Source organism: Mycobacterium sp. Panama NTM2, from assembly GCF_054355555.1.
Genome location: NZ_CM135953.1, coordinates 750,315 through 768,918 on the forward strand (window position 1 = coordinate 750,315; position 18,604 = coordinate 768,918).

The following is an 18,604-nucleotide window of genomic DNA, read 5'->3' on the forward strand; positions in this document are numbered from 1 at the left end:
CGATCACGCGAGGGGGGACTCATATGGGTAATCGGCGGGCTGGCACGCAGGGCAGGCATCGCGCGCAGAAACAGCGGACGGCGGCACGCGGCGGGCGGGCGCGGGCCAAGGCCGCAGTGACCGCGGTCGGGATGGCCGGCGTGGCCGTCGCCGGCGCTGCGGTGCTGGGGACCGCGCCGACGATGTCGGTGAGCCCGCAACTGCTCGCGACCCTGCACTATCTGCGCGGGACCACCAACGGGCACCAGGCGACGCAGCAGGAGTTCGAGGATTTCATCGGCGTGGTCGTCAACGGCACGGCCGCGCCGACGCCCGACGGCCCGTACGAGAAGGTCGACTACAACGCGGGACTGCGGCCCTTCTCTCAAGGCGGCTTCAAGGACCTGACGTTCGACGATTCCGTCGCGGAAGGCGTCGCCAACCTGACGACGGCCGGTCCGGCGTCCGGTGACGTGATCTTCGGGTACTCCCAGGGAGCCGTCGTCGCGTCCCACTACAAGGCGACTCACGAGGGCAACGTGTACGTCCTGGCGGCGAACCCGAATCGGCCCAACGGTGGCATCCTCGAGCGTTTCGAGGGGCTGCACATTCCCTTCCTCGACGTCACGTTCAACGGAGCCACCCCCGACAACGGCGATCCCACGATCGACATCGCTCGCCAGTACGACGGCTGGTCCGATTTCCCCACGTATCTGTGGAATCCCCTGGCGATCGCCAACGCCGTGGCGGGCATGGCGCTGGTACACGGCAACATGCAATTCGAGCTGACCACCGACGACCTGAAGGCGGCCAGAGATTCGGGCGACAGCGACTACTACCAGGTCGACGAGGACACGAACACCACGTACTACCTGGTGCGGACCTACCCGATTCCGCTGCTGATCCCGCTCGATCCGTTCCTGCCCGATCAGGTCATCGCCGCGCTCGACGCCCCACTGCGCAAGATCATCGAAACCGCCTACGACAGAAGTGATTACGGCGCGCCGACACGCGCGACGTTCTTCCCGAAGCGGACTGTGAAGCCAGAGGTTGCGACGGTCGACGCGTCGGCGCCCGTCGAGCAGGAACCCGTCGAGCAGCGCCGGCAGCGGTCGGAACCCGGCGACCAGGTCGAGGAGAACCGGGACGAGGGTGGGGCCGCGGAACGCTCGGCCACGCGCACGTCCTGGTACCCGGGCAAGCATCTTCGTGAAGAGGTGGAGGCCGCCAACGCGACCCGCCACGAGAAGAAGCGCGTCCGCCAGCATGTCGAGGACTCATCCCAAGACGCCGTGAGCAGCGACGATGCCCCGAAGAAGGCCGCTGCCGCGCCGGGTGGCGGTCACGCCGACGGCCCCGCCGCGAACGACGAGGCCGCCTGAGCGCAGTCACCACACGCGGTGGACGTGCCGGTGGTGGCGGTGCCGGTAGGTCGCCGCGGCCGGGGTGTGCACGTGAGTCTTCGGGGACGTCGCGACCGAGGGGCTGAACACCCGCGGCTGAGTGGGCATGTGCGCCCGGGTGTCGCGGGGAGTCGTCGGTGCGTGGCCACTGTGTCCGTTGGTCGAGTGGGTGTTCGCCGGCGACGCGGCGGCAGCGGTACCGGCCAGGCCGAGCGCGCCACCGAGGATGCCGGCGGTCAGCAGGGGCAGGGCGATGATGCGAGCGGTGTTGTTCATGTTCATTTCCTTTGTCTGAGTTGGCTTTTGGAGCCTGTGACCGGCTGTTCCGGCGTTGACACAAGAATGCCCGGAGTCGCGGGTCTGCGTCTGTCCGCCGGGCGGCCGATCGCGGGGACGAAACCGTGGTCCTCCGATCGGGGGATGCCGGTGGATTGGTGGCATCCGATGCGGAGTGCGATGTTGTAGCGATGACGTCTGCGCACTGTGTCCGATGCGGCGCCGAGCGACCGTCGTGGCTGGGGGAGCCGCACCGCTGCATCGGCAACGCCGACGTGTCGTGGCTGAATTTCCACGGGATGACCGCGCACGCGGCGATGGCCTGGCGACGGCGCCTGCTCTACGGTTCGTCGTGAGCGAGATTTGCAGGCAACGGTATGCGCGGTAGGGTCGTCCGTTAGTCGCAAATAGAGATCGGATCGTGACGTCATGGACCTTGTACTCGGCCTGTCGATGACGTCGTCATCGGTGCGCTGGGTGCTGGTCGAAGGCGCCGCCGGTGAGGGCGCCACCATCGATCGGGGATCAGCCGACCGTGCCGGCGTGGACGCCGGCGTCCTGCTCGACTCCCTGATCGGTGACGACACGTCCCGGCGCCTGCACGCGGTGGGTCTGACCTGGTCAGCTGCGGCGGAAGCCACGGCGAGTGCGGTGTGGCAGGAGCTCACCGACCGGGGTGTCGAGAACGTGATCGCGGTGTCTGCTGTCGAGGCAGCCGAGACGCTCGCGCTCGGTATCGCAGACGTCGCCGGATACGAGCGCACGGTGGTCTACGTCACCGAGCCCGGAGAATCGGTGCTGGTCGCGGTCACTCCGGACGGCGTGACCGCAGACCGGATGGACACGGCCGCACTTGCGCAAGCGCAGCTGCCCAGCTCAGACGCGGTGGTCGTGTTGGGTTCCGGTGATGTCGCGGCCGCGATGGCCGCCGCGCAGCAGCGCACGGACGCTCCGGTGGTGTCTGCCGATCAGTCGGAGCTGGCCCTGGCCCGGGGCGCCGCGTTGGCGTCGGCGTCGGCGGTGGCCCTGCTCGACGTGGCCGGTGAAACCGGCGCCCGGCGCCTCTCGAGCACCGCCGTGCTGGCCTCGGTTCTGGGGGCGGCCGTCGTGACGCTGGTCGTGTCGGCGTCGGCCGCGGTCGGTCTGAACTTCACCCCGGATCCCACCCCACAGATGGTCCGCTCCGTGCAGGACGAGGTCCGCGAGGCGGCCCCACCCGCGCCTCCGCTCGTCGCTCCTCCCGCGCCGCCCGCGCCCGCGGCGCCGATCGTCAACACCGCACCCGCGCCCGAGGCCGTGGAGCTGCCCGCTCCACCCGAGGCGGCGCCCGTGGTCGACGAGCCGCCGGCGGCCGCTCCTGCTCCTGCTCCGGAGTACGTCCCGCCGGCGCCCGAATACGTCCCGCCGGCCCCGCCGCCGGACTATCTGGCGCCCGCGCCGGGTGCCCCGGTGCTGGTGCCCCCGGGCGGTCCGCTGCCCGCGGCCGTGCCGCCGCCCGTGGTCGTGGAGAACCCCCAGCCGCGGCTGCGGGACCGCATCATCGAACGCATCCCGATCATCAACCGGTTCCACGAACCGCAGTACGACTACACGCCCTAGCTCGCTCCACCCGCGACCACATTGCGCAGCGGAATGCCCTGGTGCAGCCGCACGATGTTCGCTGTGACATCTCCGACGCGGCCGGCGAAGGTGTCCGAGGTGACACCGGACGAGTGCGGCGTCATCAGCACATTGGGTAGCTGCCCGAAGGGCAGATCGCTGGGGGCGCACCGGCTTTCACCACCCGGATAGCGATACCAGACGTCGATGGCGGCAGCCGCGATCACGCCGTCCGCCAACGCGTCGTAGAGCGCCCGCTCCTGCACGAGGGGACCGCGGCCGACGTTGATGAGGACTCCGTCGTGACCCAGCGCGGCCAGCTGGGCAGCACCGATCATGCCCGTGGTCGCCGAGTTCAGCGGCGCCGACACCACGACGACGTCACTCTCGGACATAAGTCGGTCGAGCTGACTGGTGTTCCCCACCCAGGTGAGCCCCGCGTCCTCGCCGCCGCTGCCCGATCCGGTGACCGCGGCTGCCGTACAACCGAACGCGCGCAGCAGATTCCAGCTGTACCCACCGATGTGGCCGAGCCCGACGAAGCCGATTCGAGCCTCGCTCAGTGTGGGGGCCTGGGCTATCGCACGATCGTAGACCGAGGTCGACCAGATCCCCTCCCGCAGAGCGCGGTCCTGAACGAGGAAGCGGCGGCGCAGCATCACCGCGGCAGCTGCCACGTACTCGGCGATGGACCGTTCGTGGTGGAAAGTGTTGGCGACGAGGATGCCCGCGTCCAACGCGGCGAACTCGATCTTGTCGGTGCCTGCACCGGCGACGTGAATCAGTCGCAATCTCTCGGCGGCGCCGGCCATGTCGGCGGTGAAGCGACTGCCGACGTACACGTCGGCGTCGCGGAGGTCCGGTCCGGTGACACCGTCCGGCACCCAGCGGACGTCCGAGTCGGCAGGCGCCATCGCCTCGAAGCGATCACGGTGCGGTAGGAGGTTGGGGTCGGCGACGACGATCTTCACGTCAATCCCTCTGCAGCGCTGGGCGTTTGCTGTCGAAAGTCCAGCCGGGGATCAGGTACTGCATGGCGATGGAATCGTCGCGCCCACCCAGACCTTCAGCGGAATACAACCTGTGTGCCGCCGCGACGGCGGCGTCGTCGAGCGTCACGCCCAGCCCCGGTGCGTCGGGCACCGCCAGGTGACCGTCGACGATCTCGTACGGGTCGGCGGTGATGGCCTGTCCGTCCTGCCATATCCAATGCGTGTCGATAGCCGTGATGTTCCCGGGCGCGGCAGCAGCGACGTGGGTGAACATCGCCAGCGATACGTCGAAGTGGTTGTTGGAGTGCGATCCCCACGTCAAACCCCACGCGTCGCACAGTTGGGCCACACGCACCGAACCTGCCATGGTCCAGAAGTGAGGATCGGCAAGCGGGATGTCGACTGCCCCGGCCCGGATCGCATGCCCCATCTCCCGCCAGTCCGTCGCGATCATGTTCGTCGCGGTGGGCAGTCCGGTGGCTCGCTTGAACTCCGCCATCACCTCCCGTCCGGAGAACCCGCCCTCCGGGCCGACGGGATCTTCGGCGTAGGCGAGCACATCGCGCAACTCGCGGCAGGTCCGGATCGCGTCATCGAGCAGCCACCCGCCGTTCGGATCGAGGGTGACCCGCGCGTCCGGAAAGCGTTCGGCCAGTGCGATGACGGCTTTGGCCTCGTCCGCCGCGGGCAGGACGCCGCCTTTGAGTTTGAAGTCGGCGAATCCGTAACGCGCGTGCGCAGCCTCGGCGAGCCGGACGATCGCGTCCGGAGTCAGCGCCTCCTCGTGGCGCACCGTCATCCAGTCATCCGCGCCTGCGGGTTCGTCGGCAGCCGAGCGGTAGGCGAGATCGGTCTTGCGGCGATCACCGACGAAGAAGAGATACCCGAGTGCCTGGACGCGGTCGCGTACCTGCCCGTCGCCGAGCAAGGCTGCCACCGGGACCTCGAGATGCTGCCCGAGCAAGTCGAGCAATGCTGACTCGATCGCGGTGACAGCATGCACCGTGACGCGGAGGTCGAACGTCTGCGCGCCGCGGCCGGCGGCATCGCGGTCGCCGAAGGTACGCCGTACCTCGTTGAGCACGGCGTGATAGTCGCCGATGCGGCGTCCGGCGATCAGGTCGCGGGCGTCGGAGAGGGTGCGGCGGATGGGTTCGCCTCCGGGCACTTCGCCGACGCCGATGTTGCCCGCGGAGTCGGAGACGACGACGAGATTGCGGGTGAAGAAGGGCCCGTGCGCACCGGACAGATTGAGCAGCATGCTGTCGTGCCCCGCGATCGGGATGACGGTGACGTCGGTGACGACGGGTGTTCTCATGGGGTTCCTCTCGAGCGTCATGATGCGAACCATCTGTCGCCGTTGGCCAATGGGCGCACGACACGGGAAACCTTGTCGCCGGTGCTCTGCAGCGCCGCGATGATCTCGCGTGCTCGCTGCGGGCTCAGCCGATCAACAGGTATCGAGGCACTGATCGCATCCTGCGCGGGCCGGCAGTAGTGCAGTGGCACCGCGAAACACCGTACCCCGGCGGTGTTCTCCTCGTCGTCTCCGGCGTATCCCCGGATCCGGACCTCGTCGAGCTCGCTGTCGAGAACGGCGCGATCGGTGATGGTCTTCGGTGTCAGCGCTGTCAGGGCCGCCGGGATGTGCCGGTCGCGTTCGGCACCGAACAGTTCGGCCAGCAGGGCCTTTCCGAGTGAGGTGGCATAGGCGGGTAATCGTCTGCCCACCCGGTTGGCGGTGCGCGCGTACTGCTGGGATTCGCGGGTGGCGAGGTAGACGATGTCGGTCCCGTCGAGCCGGCCGAGGTGGAACGTCTCGTCCAGCGCGGCGCGCAGGTCTTCCAGGAAGGGGACGATCAGCGGAAGGTACGGATCGCTGTCGAGGTAACTGGTGCCGACCAAGAGGGCACGGATGCCGATGCCGTACAGCGTTCCGGTGGAGTCCGACCGTACCCAGCCCTGACCGACGAGAGTACGCAGAAGTGCATGGGCGCTGCTGCGCGGCATCTCGAGTGCATCGCTGATCTCGCGCAATCGGGCCGGCTCGTCGTGGCGGCCCGCCAGGTACTCCAGCAACTCGACGGTACGGACCGCCGATTTGACCTTGCGCACCGGAAGATCTTCTGTCACAACAGTTCCCTCACATTGCCAGCAGTTCGCGGCCGATCAGCAGCGCTGCACCCAGGGCGGAGACGATGATCGCCACCCGGCGTAACCGGGCCGGATTGAGATGCCGGTTCATCACCGTGGAGAGCAGATAGCCGGCCACGGCCGCCGGTATCAGCACGGTGAAGCCCCACCAGGTGCGCGTGTCCACCGCGCCGGTGACCGAGAGCACGATCAGGGACATCACCGAACCCACCAGGAAGAACCCGCCCATGGTTCCCCGCAGCCGGGGCCCGGAATTGCGTTGCCACACCAGCGCCATCGGTGGGCCGCCGATGGAGGTCGCGGTTCCCAGCAGCCCGGACGTGGCTCCCGCGATCACCACGTTGCGCCGGCGTGCTGCCGGAATCCAGCCGCTGCTCGTCAGTACCACGCCACCGAGTACCACGGCGGCCAGCATCAACGACAGCGCGCGATGCGGCAGCGCCGCGAGAAGCAGGGCGCCGGCGATCGTGCCGGGCACACGTCCGGCGAGCGCCCAGCCGGTACCCGACAGATCGATCGATTCCCGCTCGCGGATCACGACGATCAGCGTCACCAGGGTCGCCACCATGATCAGCGTGCCGGGGATCAGCGCCGGATCGACCAGGGCGACGATCGGCGCCGCGAACATGCCCATGCCGAACCCGATGGACGCCTGCAGGGCGGAGGCCAGGAAAATCGCCAGGGCCAGAACGCAATATCCACCGACGCTCATGCCGGCACGGTCTCACGGCCACTCCCTTCGAGCAGCAGCGGATGGTGGCACTCCGCGGCGTGGTCGGGTGCGGCAGGGTCGACGGCCGCGGGCGGTGGCGTCGTCGCGCACACGTCTGTCGCCTTCCAGCACCGGGTCCGGAATCGGCAGCCCGACGGCGGATCGATCGGTGACGGCACTTCGCCTTTCAGCAGGATCCGCTGCGCGCGGCGGGAACTGTCCAGTGAGGGTGCAGCCGACATCAACGCGGCGGTGTAGGGGTGGTTCGACCGCTGGTACACCGCCTCGGTGGGCCCGTTCTCGATGATCCGGCCCAGATACATCACGGCCACACGGTCGGCGACGTGCCGCACCACCGACAGGTCGTGAGAGATGAAGATGTAGCTGATCCCGAGTTGATCCTGCAGATCGTTGAGCAGGTTGAGCACCTGCGCCTGTACCGACAGGTCGAGAGCCGACACCGGTTCGTCGCAGATGATCACGTCGGGATTCAATGCCAGGGCGCGAGCGATACCGATGCGTTGCCTCTGTCCGCCGGAGAATTCCTGCGGGTACTTGGCCGCGGACTTGGCGCCGAGGCCGACCAGATCGAGCAGACCGCGCACCCTCATGTCGCGATCCTGGCGGTTCTTCACCACCCCCTTGTGGCTGCGCCATGGTTCGGCGATGATCTCGGCTGCCGACATCCGTGCGTTCAGTGAGGCGTAGGGGTCCTGGAACACCATCTGGACCCGTCGGCGAAAGGCCAGGAGTTCGGAGCCCTTGAGGCTGAACGGGTCGACGCCGTCGAACCGAACGCTGCCCTCGTCGGGCCGCTCGAGCATCATCAATGTTCGCGCCAAAGTGGATTTGCCGCAACCGGATTCCCCGACGAGGCCCAATGTCTGGCCGCGATCGAGGTTCAATGTGACCCCGTCGAGAGCGCGAAGGGCTTTCTTGCCGGCGTGCGGTACCCGGAAGTATTTGCGGATGTCGCGGACTTCGAGCAGGGGGCCGTTGCCGGCCGTCGTGTGATCAGACATGGGTGACCTCTTCCGGGAAGTGGCAGGCTGTCATGCGACCGGTGCCCGACAGAACCGGTCGTGTCGTCGTACAGATCTCGCGAGCCAGCGGACAGCGGGCGTGGTAGACGCATCCCTCGGGAACGGCATGCAGGTCGGGGGGTGAACCGCCGATGGACTTGAGGCTGTCGCCCCGGCGAGCGTTCACCGGCACCGAATTCAGCAACCCCTTGGTGTATGGATGCCGGGGATCGGTGAAAACCTCGGCCACAGTGCCGGTCTCGACGATGTTGCCGGCGTACATCACCGCGACGCGGTCGGCCTCCTCGGCCACCAGCGCGAGGTCATGGGTGATGAGCACGACGGCCATGTTGTATTCGGTGCGCAGGTCCCGCAGCAGTGCCATGATCTGTGCCTGCACGGTGACGTCGAGTGCTGTCGTGGGCTCGTCGGCGATCAACACGCTGGGATTCAGCGCGACGGCCATCGCGATCAGCAGTCGCTGACGCATCCCGCCGGAGAACTGGTGCGGATACGAATCCACCCTCGTCTCGGGCTGCGGGATGCCGACCCGGGTCATCAACTCCACGGCCTTGACCTTGGCCTCCTTCGTGGAGAGGCCGTGATGGATCCGAAAAGGTTCGGCCAGTTGGGTTCCGACGGTGTACAGCGGATTCAATGCGGTCAGCGCATCCTGGAAGACGATCGCCAGTTCCGTGCCCGCCATCGCGCGACGCTTCTTGCGGTCCACGGTGAGCAGATCGACAGTCCCATCCTGGTGCGCGAGCCGCGCGCTGCCACCGACGATGTCGGCGACCGGTTCGAGGAGCCCCACCAGCGCTGTGGCGGTCATCGACTTGCCGCAGCCCGATTCACCGAGCAGCGCCAGGGTTTCGCCGCGTCGAGCGCCGAAGGACACCTCGTTGACGGCGCGCAGTGTTCCTGAGATCGTGCGGACCTCGACGGACAGTCGGTCGACCTCGAGCACGGGCGCAGTGTCCACGTGGAGATCGCGATCGGCGAGTGCAGTCATCGCAGAGCCTTTCCGGTCTTGGTGAATGCGGTCAGCCGCTTCTGTGGGACGGTGAGACGCCACCGCTGGCCGGGGTCGGTGGCGATGCGCGCCCACGCGGCCAGGATCGTCGCCGACACGGTGGTGATCACGATGGCCAGGCCGGGGAAGAAGGACAACCACCAGGCGCTGTGGAGATACGTCCGGCCCTGGGAGACCATCAGACCCCAGCTGACATCCGGCGGTTGGATGCCGATGCCCAAAAAGCTCAGCGAGCTCTCGGCGAGCATGACGTAGCAGAAGTCGAGCGTGGCGACGGTGAGCAGCGTGGGCAGCACGACCGGCAGCACATGCCGGCCGATGATCGAGTTCGCGCTGGCCCCGAAAGTGCGTGCTGCGTCGACGAAGACCCGGCTCTGGAGTTCGGCGGATTCGGCTCGGGCGGTGCGCAGGTACACCGGGATGCGGGTGATGGCCAGCACCGCAACGATGTTGGCGGCACTGGGGGAGAAGACGTAGAGCACGACGACGGCGAGCAGCAGCGAGGGGAAGCTCATGATCACGTCGGCGATGCGCATGGCCAGCGTTTCGCGCCAGCCCCGATGGAAGCCCGCCCACATGCCGATCGCGGAGCCGACGACCGCGGAGATCACCACTGCCGGCACGGCGACCGACAGTGTGGTGCGGCAGGCGACGATGAGCCGGGCCAGCATGCTGCGACCCAAGGGATCAGTGCCCAAGACGTTCGCCCACCCGTGGCTGAGGGTGAACGGTGCCTGGTTGGAGTTGTCCAGGTCGATGCGGGTGGCCAGGTCGCCGACGAGAACCGGGCCGAGCAGTGCGGTCAGGAACACCAGGCCCAGAACGCATGCGGCGGCGAACGCGACGCGGTCGTTGGCCAGCAGCCGGAACCACAGGGCACTGCCGCGGCGGCGGGAGGTCTCGGTGTCGTCCTCGCCGACGATCGCCGTGGTCGGCTTGACCGGGATCTGATCGATCTGCGTCATGATGGTGTCCCTTGTCCGTCTTAGATCCGAGCCGGTTCCCGCACGCGGGCGTCGAGCAGCGCGTAGCAGGCGTCGATGAGGATGTTGAGCAAGAAGATGCTGACCGCCGTGAGCAGAACCGCGGCCTGCAACACGGCGAAGTCCCGCTGCAGGATGGCGTCGATCATCAGTTTGCCGATGCCGGGCCAGCCGAAGATCGCCTCGACCACCACCGCCCCGTTGATGAGGCCGACGGCGAGGTCGCCGGCGACGGTGAGCGCGGGCGCGGCGGCGTTGCGCAGTGCGTGGTGGCTGACGACGCGGAAGTCACTGGCGCCCTTGCTGCGGGCCAGTCGCACATACGGCGCCGACAGCGCTGAGACCATCGCACCGCGGACCACTTGAGTGAGGACGCCGAGCGGTCGGATCATCAGCGTGGCAATCGGCAGAATCCAGCTCAGCATGCCGTCGTCGACCCCGGAGGTGGGCAGCCAGCCGAGCAGCACGGCGAACAGCCACACGCCGGTGATGGCGAACCAGAAGTCGGGAATCGAGGCCGCCGTCATGGACAGCAGGCTGGAGAAGCGATCGGCCAGTAAATTGGGCCGGTACGCGGCCCAGCAGCCGACGATCACAGCGCCGATGATCGCCAGCAGCATCGTGGTGATCGCCAGCTGGAGCGTGGCGGGGAACGCCCGCAGAGCCATGTCTGCGGCCGATTCGCCGGTCCGTAGCGAGGTGCCGAAGTCGAGATGGATGACACCTTTGAAGTAGTCGAGCAACTGGGTGATCAGCGGATCGTTGAAGCCGTTGGCGGCAGCGAACTGGGCGCGCTGCTCGGCGGTGGCGGACTCGGGCAGGTACAGGTTGGTGGGATCACCGGTGAGCCGGGCGAGCAGGAACACGCCGAGCAGCACGATGATCAACGGCAGAGCGCTGGAGTACATCCTGCGTCGAACGAAGGGAAACATGGGCTGAGCCTTCCTGCTTCTCAGGACTGGTCGGTGCGGTCGTCACCGGCAGGAGTCATCGCGGCGAGCCGCATCTCGTCACCGGTGGCCGGATCGGGGGTGTAGTCGACACGCGGCGACTTGCCGAGGATCCCCTTCATGTGGGCGATGTAGGCCATCTGCATGATCTCTTGGGGTTCCTCGGCGAAGAGCTTCGCGAAAGCGTCCTGGCGGGCCTGCCCGGTCAACAGCTCCGCGGCGCGGATCTTGGCATCGAATTCGGTTGTGCCGTAGGCGCTCTGCGGACCATCCGAGAGCATGTACTGGTCCATGGTGAACGCGGCATCACCGGCTTGGTTGCCGTGCATGATCATCAGCAGGTACGGGCCGGTGTTTGGAGGGAACGGCCGCAGCTGATACTCCAACTGATTGGCCGTGTCCATCATCTCGATCTTCACGTTCAGACCGATCTCGGTGAACTCGGCCTGCAGAACCTCGATGGTCTCGCTGATGTTGGGGAACTGCGCGGTACGCCCGATCAACCGGATCTGGGTGTCGACAGGCACACCGTCGGCCTTCGCCTCGGCGATCAGCTGCTTGGCCTTCTCGGTGTCGTGCGGCCACAGCGGGAGCTGGTCGTTGTAGCCGACGACACCGGAGGGAATGAGCTGTGCTGCCGGCTGGCCGAGACCACGGAAGAGTGCCTTGACGATTCCGGTGCGGTTGACCGCGTAGTTGATGGCCTGACGGACCCGCATGTCGTTCAACGGCGGTTCGGTGGCCTGCATGCGCAGGGCCGTGGTCTCGTTGTTCTGGAACGGCACACCCAGATCACCGGCGCCGTCCTCGGGGCCGAGACCGGTGGCGATATCGGCCTCGTCGTTGATGATCATCGCGGCTCGCACGCTTCCCTCACTGCGCCAGCGATATTCGGCGGTGGCGAAGGCCGGCGCGGCGCCCCAGTACGTCGGATTGCGCTTGAGCGTCAGTTTCTGGCCGTAGTCCCACGCCGCGATCGCGTAGGGCCCGGTGCCGATGGGTTCGCGCACCTTCTCGACTGTGCTGGTGGTCCGGGGCACCATCTCGACGAATGAGATACGCAGCGGCAGAATCGGATCCGGTTCGGTGGTGCCGACGACGACCGTGGTCGGATCAGGGGTCTGCAGGCGGAGCTTCTCGTCGCCGAAGACGTAGCCGTCGACGTTGCATTGCAGATCCGAGTTGACCGCCCGGTCGATTGAGAAGGCGGCGTCCTCGGATGTGAAGGGCGCCCCGTCGGAGAACGTCACGTCGTCGCGCAGCTGGAAAGTCCACTGAGTCGGGCTGGTCTGCGTCCACCGCGTGGCCAGCAGCGGGGTCAGGTCACCGGTGGTGGCGTCACGCTCGAGTAGAGGCTCGGTGATGTTGGAGCGGACCACGATGCCGGTGGATGTGAGTGAGCTCTCGCACGGCTCCAGGGTTGGCGGCTCCTGCTGGAGCACGATGCGCAGCGTGCCGGGGTCGTACCCACCGCCGCCGGAATTGGCGACCGAGCAACCGCTCAGGGCGAGCGCCGCGGCAGCGAATGCGGCAAGGGCTGTGGGTTTCATGGATTCTCCCGGGCTGGGCTGTGACGTCCACGTATGTAGATGCGAGCTGTGATGACAACCACACCGTAAGAGCGGGTTTCGAGAGGCGTCAACCCCACTCACAAGGCCCTTTGGCGCCATATCCGCCCGCTGATCGACCCCGTTCGGCGCCCACCAAAACCGCTCTGACGTGCTCGTTCTCGGCCGCGGCGAGGGCTCCGATACGTCAAAGCGGCTCGCAAGAACCCTGTAATGCCGTTTCGCTATGAGTCCATGCCAATTCGGACGTAGACGGGTATTCGCAGGTCGCCGTAGCGTGGGCGTTATGAGTATCAGTGGTGCGGTCTTGCAGGTCGGTCCCCTCAAACCGTCGCTCGAGCAGACGCTGGCCCAGGAATACGGCGCGAGGGTGTTGCCGGAATCGGATGACGAGCGTGCGGCGTTTCTTGCCGAGCACGGCGCCGATTTCACTGCCGCTGTGACGTCCGGCCGCACCGGCGTGGACGCCGGGCTGATGGCTGCCCTGCCCCACCTCGGCGCGGTGATCAATTTCGGCGTCGGCTACGACACCACCGATGTGGGCGCGGCCGCCGCCCGAGGAATCGGCGTGAGCAACACTCCCGACGTGCTGACCGACTGCGTGGCCGACACCGCGGTGGGCCTGCTGATCGACACCTTGCGTCAGTTCTCGGCGTCCGACCGGTATGTGCGCGCCGGCCGGTGGCCGGTCGAGGGGTCCTATCCGTTGACCCGGCAGGTGAGCAACAGCCGGGTCGGCATCATCGGTCTGGGCCGCATCGGCACAGCAATTTCGCATCGGCTCAACGCATTTGGATGCTCGATCAGCTACCACAACCGCCATCAGGTCGCCGATTCGCCCTATGCGTACGTGGCGTCCCCTGTGGATCTCGCGCGGGCGGTCGACGTTCTGGTGGTCGCGGCGGCCGGCGGCGAGGGCACCCGCGGCCTGGTCAGCCGCGAGGTCATCGACGCGCTCGGTCCCGACGGCTATCTGATCAACGTCGCCCGCGGCAGCGTCGTCGACGAGGAGGCACTGGTGTCCGCCCTCCTCCAGCGACGGCTGGCGGGTGCAGGGCTGGACGTGTTCGCTGACGAGCCGAAGGTGCCCGAGGTGCTGTACGGGTTGGACACCGTGGTGTTGCTTCCGCACGTGGCCAGCGGAACGGTGCAGACGCGCGCGGCCATGGAGGAACTGACGCTGCGAAACTTGGCGACCTTCCTCGGCACAGGTGAATTGGTCACCCCCGTCTGACGTTCGCGGTCAGGTGACGGTCTCGACGAGGTCGTCGGTGGTCCATTCCTGCTGCGGCAGCACATCGCGAAGTACCCGCAGGAGAGCGGGATTCGTCGAGTCGCCCCGCCACACCGCGTCGAGCTCGACGGGCCGTTCGCGGAACGCCCCGATCGTTCGGAAAACCACGCCCTCGGGGTGCAGCGTGGCCGCCGACGCCGGAACGAGCGCGATCCCGATGCCCGAGCGCACCAGCACCAGCATCGTGTGTACCTGAGTCACGTATTGCACGTACCTCGGACTGGCCCCAGCGATGGTGAAGGTCGAGATGAGCAGTTCGTTGAAATACCGTGCCTGCACGGGTGAATACATCACGACGTCCTGCCCGTCGAGGTCGGTCAGCGTCAACTGCCGGGGGAGATCGGCCAGGGGATGACCGGCGGGAAGCGCCGCGATCAGCTGCTCGTGCAGGAGTGGCCGTGACACGAGACCGGGCCGCTTCAACGGCGGCCGGGCCATGCCCAGGTCCAGCTCACCGGTCGCCAGCCCCTCGATCTGGGCGGCGGTGACCATTTCGCGCAGATCGAGCGTCACATCGGGTAGCCGTTCACGCGCACGCTCCAGCAGCCGCGGCAGCACCGCGTGCGCCGACGCGGCCGTGAAGCCGATCACCACTGTGCCCAGATCGCCTGCGGGAACACGCTTCACGGTTTGCGCGGCCCCTTCGGCCAGCTGCAGGATGCGACGTGCGTCAGGCAGGAACGCCACGCCCGCCGGTGTCAACGTGACGGCTCGGGTGGTGCGGTCGATGAGCTGCACGCCCAGTTCGCTCTCGAGCTGCTGCACCTGGCGGGACAGCGGTGGCTGCGTCATGTGCAGCCGTTCGGCCGCCCGTCCGAAATGCAACTCCTCGGCGACCGCGACGAAGCACTGCAACCGTGCCAGCGAGAACATCAGCGCCTAGGACTTGTGAGCACGGCATCCGGTGGGTGGACGGCCTCGATCGCTGCCATGCTCCCACCGTAGGGCTCGGGCTCGCACTGCGGAAGTGTCCGGCTTGACTCACGAAAAGTGCCCGCGAAACGCCCTCGGTGCCTCACGTAAGAATGCCCGCGAAATGGTGATAGTCGTGGAGCATGGGAAGTGGGTTGTCGATGGCGTCTCGTGCCGAGGTCACCGCCAGGTACGCCAAGGCGTATGTGAGGGCTTCGAAGAAGGACCGGGGCCGGATTCTGGATCAGGTGGTCGAGGTGACCGGCTGGTCGCGTGATAACGCCCGCCGGCGGCTCACGGTAGCGGCCAGGCGCCCGCCGGGTGCGGGCCGCAGTGTCGCAAAACGGCCGCGCAAACCGCGCTCGCCGAAGTACAGCTATGACACCCGTAAGGTGCTGCAGAAGGTCTGGGCCGCCTCGGGTGGGCAGTGCGGCAAGTACCTGGCTGCTTCGATGGCCCTGCAGCTCGACGGGTTGGAGCGCCACGGCGAGTTGGTCTTTGGCCGTGACCGTTACAGCCCGACGGTGCGCGAGGAGCTGTTGGCGATGAGCGCGGCGTCAATCGACCGCTATCTGGCGCCGGTGAAAGCCAAAGACCAGATCAAGGGCAAGTCCACCACCAAGCCCTCGCCGCTGTTGCGCTCGTCGGTCAAGATTCGCAAGGCCACCGACGAAATCGAAGCTGCGCCAGGCTTTTTCGAAGGAGACACCGTCGCGCACTGCGGGCCGACGTTGAAGGGCGAGTTCGCCCGCACCCTCAACCTCACCGATGTGCACACCGGCTGGACTTTCACGCGGACCGTGCGCAACAACGCCCACACCCACATCCTGGCCGCCCTGAAAGCAGGTGTGCATGAAATACCGTATGAGGTAACTGGTTTGGACTTCGACAACGGCACCGAGTTCCTCAACAAAGCCGTCATCAAATGGGCCGGGCAGATGGAGATCTTCTTCACCCGCTCCCGGCCGTACAAGAAGAACGACCAGGCCACCATCGAGTCCAAGAACAACCATCTCGTCCGCAAGTACGGGTTCTACTACCGCTACGACACCGACGAGGAACGTGCGGTGCTCAACCGGCTCTGGCCTCTGGTCAACGACCGGCTCAACTACCTGACCCCCACCATCAAACCCATCGGCTACGCCAGCAGCGGTGACGGCCGGCGCCGCCGTCTCTACGACCAGCCCAAGACCCCACTGGACCGGCTACTGGCGGCCGGCGTCCTCTCACCAGCCCAAGAATCGGAGCTCCTGACCTACCGCGACAGCCTGAACCCGGCCGCGATGGGACGCCAGATCGCCGACCTGCAGAACCGACTTCTCCAGCTGGCCAAGGAGAAAACCGAACAGCTCTACCTCGCCAGCATCCCCACCGCCCTACCCGACACCCGCAAAGGCATCCGGATCAAGGCCTCCTGACCCAACGCCGTTTCGCGGGCATTCTTACCTGAGGCATGGATCAGATTTCGCGGGCATCTTGATCTGAGGCATCACGGTGTCTACCAGCGGGGGCTCAGCAGTTCGAAGCCCGGCTCCACGGTGCGCATGTAACCGGTGTCGTCCCGGTCGCGGATCCCGCAGCGCAGGTACTGCTCGTGCAGGCTGTCGAGCGCGTCGTCGTCGATCTGCACGCCCAAGCCGGGTCCGCGGGGGACCGGCACGGAGCCGTCGACGAACGTCAGCACGCCCGGCTTCACCACGTCTTCTGTCTTCCAGGGCCAGTGGGTGTCACACGCATACGTCAGGTTGGGGGTCGCGCCGGCGAGGTGCACCATCGCGGCGAGGCTGATGCCCAGATGGGAGTTCGAGTGCATCGACAAGCCGAGCCCGAAGGTGTCGCAGATCCCGGCGAGCAACCGCGAGCGCTGCAGTCCGCCCCAGTAGTGATGATCGGAGAGGACAACGCGGACAGATTGCTTCGCGAGGGCGGGCGCGAGGTGGTCGAAGGCGACGACGCACATGTTGGTCGCCAGGGGCATCGGTGCCTGCGCGGCCACCTCCGCCATGCCGTCGAGGCCCGGTGTGGGATCTTCGAGGTATTCCAGGATTCCGGCCAATCCGGACGCCACCTTGACCGCGGTCTGCGGCGTCCATGCCGCATTGGGGTCGAGCCGCAGCGGCATTCCCGGGAATTCTCGGGACAGCGCCTCGATTGCCGCCATTTCCTCTTCCGGTGGGAAGACACCGCCTTTGAGTTTGACTGCGGTGAAGCCGTATTCGTCGATGATGCGGTGGGCCTGGGCAACGAGGCCGTCCGGATCGAGTGCCTCTCCGAAGCTGTCGGGATCGGTGCCGGGGTGGCCCGCCCACTTGTAGAACAGGTAGGCGCTGAACGGCACAGCCGCACGGACGGCGCCGCCGAGCAGATCGCACACCGGGCGGTCGAGTGCCTGGCCCTGGACGTCGAGGCACGCTACCTCGAACGGTGACAGCACCTGATCGACGGCGCTGGCGGTGGTGATCATTCCCGCCGTACCGACCGCGGCGGTGTCACCTCTGAGCCGATCGGCGATCGCGGCACGAATCGCGTTCAGTGCGAACACATCCAGACCGCTGATCGCGTCGGCGGCGGCATGCAGTCGGCCGAGGTGGCGGGTGTCCGCGTAGGTCTCACCCAGGCCGACCAAGCCTGCGTCGGTGTCCAATTGGATGATCGCCCGCAGCGCATACGGCTGGTGGACGCCCACCGTGTTGAGCAGGGGCGGGTCGGCGAATGCGACCGGGGTGACACGGGCTCCGGTGATCCGGATGGCCGGCATCAGCGTGCCCGGGTCAGGGCATCGGCCACCACGGAGCGACCGGCTTCGACGATCGAGGCCAGCTCGGCGAGGTCGCCCTGTGTCGGCATCACCAGCGGCGGGCGCACAGCTCCTGCGGGGACGCCGGCCATCGTGACACCGGCCTTGACCAACGACACCGCGTAGCCCGGCACGGTGTCGCGCAGGCGCACCAGCGGAATGAAGAACGCGTTAAGCAAGGCGTTGGTGAGTTCTTCGTTTCCGGACTCCAGGGCGTCGTAGAACGCCAGCGCCAGGTCGGGTGCGAAGGCGAAGGTGGCCGACGAGTACAGCGGTACACCGATCGCCCGGAACGCCAACTGCGTCGTCTCGGCGGTGGGCAGGCCGTTGAAGAACAGGAAGTCAGGGTCGACCGTCGTGGTGACGGCCTGCACGATGCGGGCGACCTGGTCGAAATTGCCGGTGCCGTCCTTGAATCCGACGACATTCGGGATACGTGCGACGGCGACGGCGGATTCCTCGGTGAACCGCGCGTTGTTGCGGTTGTAGACGATCACGGGCAACTGTGCCGCTTCAGCGACTGCGCGGGTGTAGTCCACCAGACCTGCCTGTGGCACCTCGACCAGATACGGCGGTAGGAGCAAGAGTCCGTCGGCACCGGCGGACTCCGCGGCAACGGCGAACCGCTTGGCCTGTGCCACGGACCCGCCCGCGCCGGCATAGACCGGCACGCGGCCGCCGACCACGTCGACGGCGGTGCGGACGACGTCGCCGAACTCGAGGTCGTCCAAGGCATGGAATTCGCCGGTACCGCATGCGACGAAGACGCCGCCGGCCCCCGCGTCCACACCGCGTGCGATGTGGGTGGCCAGCGCATCGAGGTCCACGCTGCCTGACGCGGTGAAGGGCGTGACCGGGAAGAACAGAACGCCGCGGAAATCGGGGCGCGAAGTCGGACGCATGGGTGGGGCTCCTAGCTCGTGAGTGGTG

At 67.1% G+C, this 18,604-nt stretch carries 18 protein-coding genes; 5 read left to right on the plus strand and 13 right to left on the minus strand.

The window, feature by feature from the left end; translation table 11 throughout:
- Positions 1 to 23 precede the first annotated feature (23 nt).
- On the plus strand, positions 24 to 1,361 hold the full coding sequence (locus ACXYX3_RS03760; RefSeq protein ID WP_241205266.1) for a PE-PPE domain-containing protein: 1,338 nt from the start codon (positions 24 to 26) through the stop codon (positions 1,359 to 1,361).
- 6 nt (positions 1,362 to 1,367) lie between these two features.
- Here the strand turns inward: ACXYX3_RS03760 and ACXYX3_RS03765 are convergent, their stop codons facing one another.
- The gene (locus tag ACXYX3_RS03765) at positions 1,368 to 1,658 is read right to left on the minus strand and encodes a hypothetical protein (RefSeq protein WP_241205267.1); all 291 of its coding nucleotides are present in this window, start codon (positions 1,656 to 1,658) and stop codon (positions 1,368 to 1,370) included.
- Positions 1,659 to 1,849: 191 nt separating this feature from the next.
- Here ACXYX3_RS03765 and ACXYX3_RS03770 point away from each other — a divergent pair, with 191 nt between their 5' ends.
- Both ACXYX3_RS03770 and ACXYX3_RS03775 read left to right on the plus strand, forming a co-directional pair.
- Complete coding sequence (locus ACXYX3_RS03770; RefSeq protein ID WP_241205268.1) at positions 1,850 to 2,014, plus strand: hypothetical protein; 165 nt, start codon at positions 1,850 to 1,852, stop codon at positions 2,012 to 2,014.
- A gap of 73 nt (positions 2,015 to 2,087) precedes the next feature.
- Complete coding sequence (locus ACXYX3_RS03775) at positions 2,088 to 3,257, plus strand: DUF7159 family protein (protein ID WP_241205269.1); 1,170 nt, start codon at positions 2,088 to 2,090, stop codon at positions 3,255 to 3,257.
- Here ACXYX3_RS03775 and ACXYX3_RS03780 read toward each other — a convergent pair.
- Genes ACXYX3_RS03780 through ACXYX3_RS03820 form a run of 9 tightly spaced genes read right to left on the minus strand, consistent with a single transcriptional unit; the run spans position 3,254 to position 12,653 of the window.
- Complete coding sequence (locus ACXYX3_RS03780) at positions 3,254 to 4,228, minus strand: 2-hydroxyacid dehydrogenase (RefSeq protein WP_458610197.1); 975 nt, start codon at positions 4,226 to 4,228, stop codon at positions 3,254 to 3,256. The genes ACXYX3_RS03775 and ACXYX3_RS03780 overlap by 4 nt on opposite strands.
- 1 nt (position 4,229) lies before the next feature.
- Positions 4,230 to 5,567, minus strand: a complete 1,338-nt coding sequence (locus ACXYX3_RS03785) for an enolase C-terminal domain-like protein (protein ID WP_458610198.1) — start codon at positions 5,565 to 5,567, stop codon at positions 4,230 to 4,232.
- 17 nt (positions 5,568 to 5,584) lie between these two features.
- The gene (locus tag ACXYX3_RS03790) at positions 5,585 to 6,382 is read right to left on the minus strand and encodes an IclR family transcriptional regulator (RefSeq protein ID WP_458610199.1); all 798 of its coding nucleotides are present in this window, start codon (positions 6,380 to 6,382) and stop codon (positions 5,585 to 5,587) included.
- Positions 6,383 to 6,392: 10 nt separating this feature from the next.
- Positions 6,393 to 7,115, minus strand: a complete 723-nt coding sequence (locus ACXYX3_RS03795) for a sulfite exporter TauE/SafE family protein (RefSeq protein WP_458610200.1) — start codon at positions 7,113 to 7,115, stop codon at positions 6,393 to 6,395.
- Complete coding sequence (locus tag ACXYX3_RS03800; RefSeq protein ID WP_458610201.1) at positions 7,112 to 8,137, minus strand: ABC transporter ATP-binding protein; 1,026 nt, start codon at positions 8,135 to 8,137, stop codon at positions 7,112 to 7,114. Before ACXYX3_RS03800 ends, ACXYX3_RS03795 begins: the two co-directional genes overlap by 4 nt.
- A complete protein-coding gene (locus ACXYX3_RS03805; RefSeq protein ID WP_241205275.1) occupies positions 8,130 to 9,149 on the minus strand; it encodes an ABC transporter ATP-binding protein in 1,020 nt (339 codons plus the stop codon). The genes ACXYX3_RS03800 and ACXYX3_RS03805 overlap by 8 nt, the downstream gene beginning before the upstream one ends.
- Positions 9,146 to 10,135: an ABC transporter permease gene (locus ACXYX3_RS03810; protein ID WP_458610202.1), complete on the minus strand. Its 990-nt coding sequence runs from the start codon at positions 10,133 to 10,135 to the stop codon at positions 9,146 to 9,148. The genes ACXYX3_RS03805 and ACXYX3_RS03810 overlap by 4 nt, the downstream gene beginning before the upstream one ends.
- A 20-nt stretch (positions 10,136 to 10,155) precedes the next feature.
- A complete protein-coding gene (locus tag ACXYX3_RS03815; RefSeq protein ID WP_458610203.1) occupies positions 10,156 to 11,085 on the minus strand; it encodes an ABC transporter permease in 930 nt (309 codons plus the stop codon).
- A 20-nt stretch (positions 11,086 to 11,105) separates the two neighbouring features.
- Positions 11,106 to 12,653, minus strand: a complete 1,548-nt coding sequence (locus tag ACXYX3_RS03820) for an ABC transporter substrate-binding protein (protein WP_458610204.1) — start codon at positions 12,651 to 12,653, stop codon at positions 11,106 to 11,108.
- A gap of 304 nt (positions 12,654 to 12,957) precedes the next feature.
- Here ACXYX3_RS03820 and ACXYX3_RS03825 point away from each other — a divergent pair, with 304 nt between their 5' ends.
- Positions 12,958 to 13,905 (plus strand): 2-hydroxyacid dehydrogenase, encoded by a 948-nt coding sequence (locus tag ACXYX3_RS03825; RefSeq protein ID WP_458610205.1) that lies wholly within the window; start codon positions 12,958 to 12,960, stop codon positions 13,903 to 13,905.
- A 9-nt stretch (positions 13,906 to 13,914) separates the two neighbouring features.
- Here the strand turns inward: ACXYX3_RS03825 and ACXYX3_RS03830 are convergent, their stop codons facing one another.
- Complete coding sequence (locus ACXYX3_RS03830) at positions 13,915 to 14,838, minus strand: LysR family transcriptional regulator (RefSeq protein ID WP_241205279.1); 924 nt, start codon at positions 14,836 to 14,838, stop codon at positions 13,915 to 13,917.
- Between the two features lie 200 nt (positions 14,839 to 15,038).
- Here ACXYX3_RS03830 and ACXYX3_RS03835 point away from each other — a divergent pair, with 200 nt between their 5' ends.
- Positions 15,039 to 16,295 (plus strand): integrase catalytic domain-containing protein, encoded by a 1,257-nt coding sequence (locus ACXYX3_RS03835; protein WP_176215952.1) that lies wholly within the window; start codon positions 15,039 to 15,041, stop codon positions 16,293 to 16,295.
- A gap of 80 nt (positions 16,296 to 16,375) precedes the next feature.
- On the opposite strand, the gene ACXYX3_RS03840 is transcribed toward ACXYX3_RS03835, so the two are convergent.
- Both ACXYX3_RS03840 and ACXYX3_RS03845 read right to left on the minus strand, forming a co-directional pair.
- Complete coding sequence (locus ACXYX3_RS03840) at positions 16,376 to 17,635, minus strand: glucarate dehydratase family protein (protein ID WP_458610206.1); 1,260 nt, start codon at positions 17,633 to 17,635, stop codon at positions 16,376 to 16,378.
- A complete protein-coding gene (locus ACXYX3_RS03845) occupies positions 17,635 to 18,576 on the minus strand; it encodes a 5-dehydro-4-deoxyglucarate dehydratase (protein WP_241205281.1) in 942 nt (313 codons plus the stop codon). The genes ACXYX3_RS03840 and ACXYX3_RS03845 overlap by 1 nt, the downstream gene beginning before the upstream one ends.
- Positions 18,577 to 18,604: the final 28 nt, after the last annotated feature.

Excerpts from the sequence above, each read along its gene's own strand:
- ACXYX3_RS03760 (WP_241205266.1), top strand. The coding sequence starts at position 24 with ATGGGTAATCGGCGGGCTGGCACGCAGGGCAGGCATCGCGCGCAGAAA.
- ACXYX3_RS03765 (WP_241205267.1), bottom strand. The coding sequence starts at position 1,658 with ATGAACAACACCGCTCGCATCATCGCCCTGCCCCTGCTGACCGCCGGC.
- ACXYX3_RS03770 (WP_241205268.1), top strand. The coding sequence starts at position 1,850 with ATGACGTCTGCGCACTGTGTCCGATGCGGCGCCGAGCGACCGTCGTGG.
- ACXYX3_RS03775 (WP_241205269.1), top strand. The coding sequence starts at position 2,088 with ATGGACCTTGTACTCGGCCTGTCGATGACGTCGTCATCGGTGCGCTGG.
- ACXYX3_RS03785 (WP_458610198.1), bottom strand. The coding sequence starts at position 5,567 with ATGAGAACACCCGTCGTCACCGACGTCACCGTCATCCCGATCGCGGGG.
- ACXYX3_RS03795 (WP_458610200.1), bottom strand. The coding sequence starts at position 7,115 with ATGAGCGTCGGTGGATATTGCGTTCTGGCCCTGGCGATTTTCCTGGCC.
- ACXYX3_RS03800 (WP_458610201.1), bottom strand. The coding sequence starts at position 8,137 with ATGTCTGATCACACGACGGCCGGCAACGGCCCCCTGCTCGAAGTCCGC.
- ACXYX3_RS03805 (WP_241205275.1), bottom strand. The coding sequence starts at position 9,149 with ATGACTGCACTCGCCGATCGCGATCTCCACGTGGACACTGCGCCCGTG.
- ACXYX3_RS03810 (WP_458610202.1), bottom strand. The coding sequence starts at position 10,135 with ATGACGCAGATCGATCAGATCCCGGTCAAGCCGACCACGGCGATCGTC.
- ACXYX3_RS03815 (WP_458610203.1), bottom strand. The coding sequence starts at position 11,085 with ATGTTTCCCTTCGTTCGACGCAGGATGTACTCCAGCGCTCTGCCGTTG.
- ACXYX3_RS03820 (WP_458610204.1), bottom strand. The coding sequence starts at position 12,653 with ATGAAACCCACAGCCCTTGCCGCATTCGCTGCCGCGGCGCTCGCCCTG.
- ACXYX3_RS03825 (WP_458610205.1), top strand. The coding sequence starts at position 12,958 with ATGAGTATCAGTGGTGCGGTCTTGCAGGTCGGTCCCCTCAAACCGTCG.
- ACXYX3_RS03830 (WP_241205279.1), bottom strand. The coding sequence starts at position 14,838 with ATGTTCTCGCTGGCACGGTTGCAGTGCTTCGTCGCGGTCGCCGAGGAG.
- ACXYX3_RS03835 (WP_176215952.1), top strand. The coding sequence starts at position 15,039 with ATGGCGTCTCGTGCCGAGGTCACCGCCAGGTACGCCAAGGCGTATGTG.
- ACXYX3_RS03840 (WP_458610206.1), bottom strand. The coding sequence starts at position 17,635 with ATGCCGGCCATCCGGATCACCGGAGCCCGTGTCACCCCGGTCGCATTC.
- ACXYX3_RS03845 (WP_241205281.1), bottom strand. The coding sequence starts at position 18,576 with ATGCGTCCGACTTCGCGCCCCGATTTCCGCGGCGTTCTGTTCTTCCCG.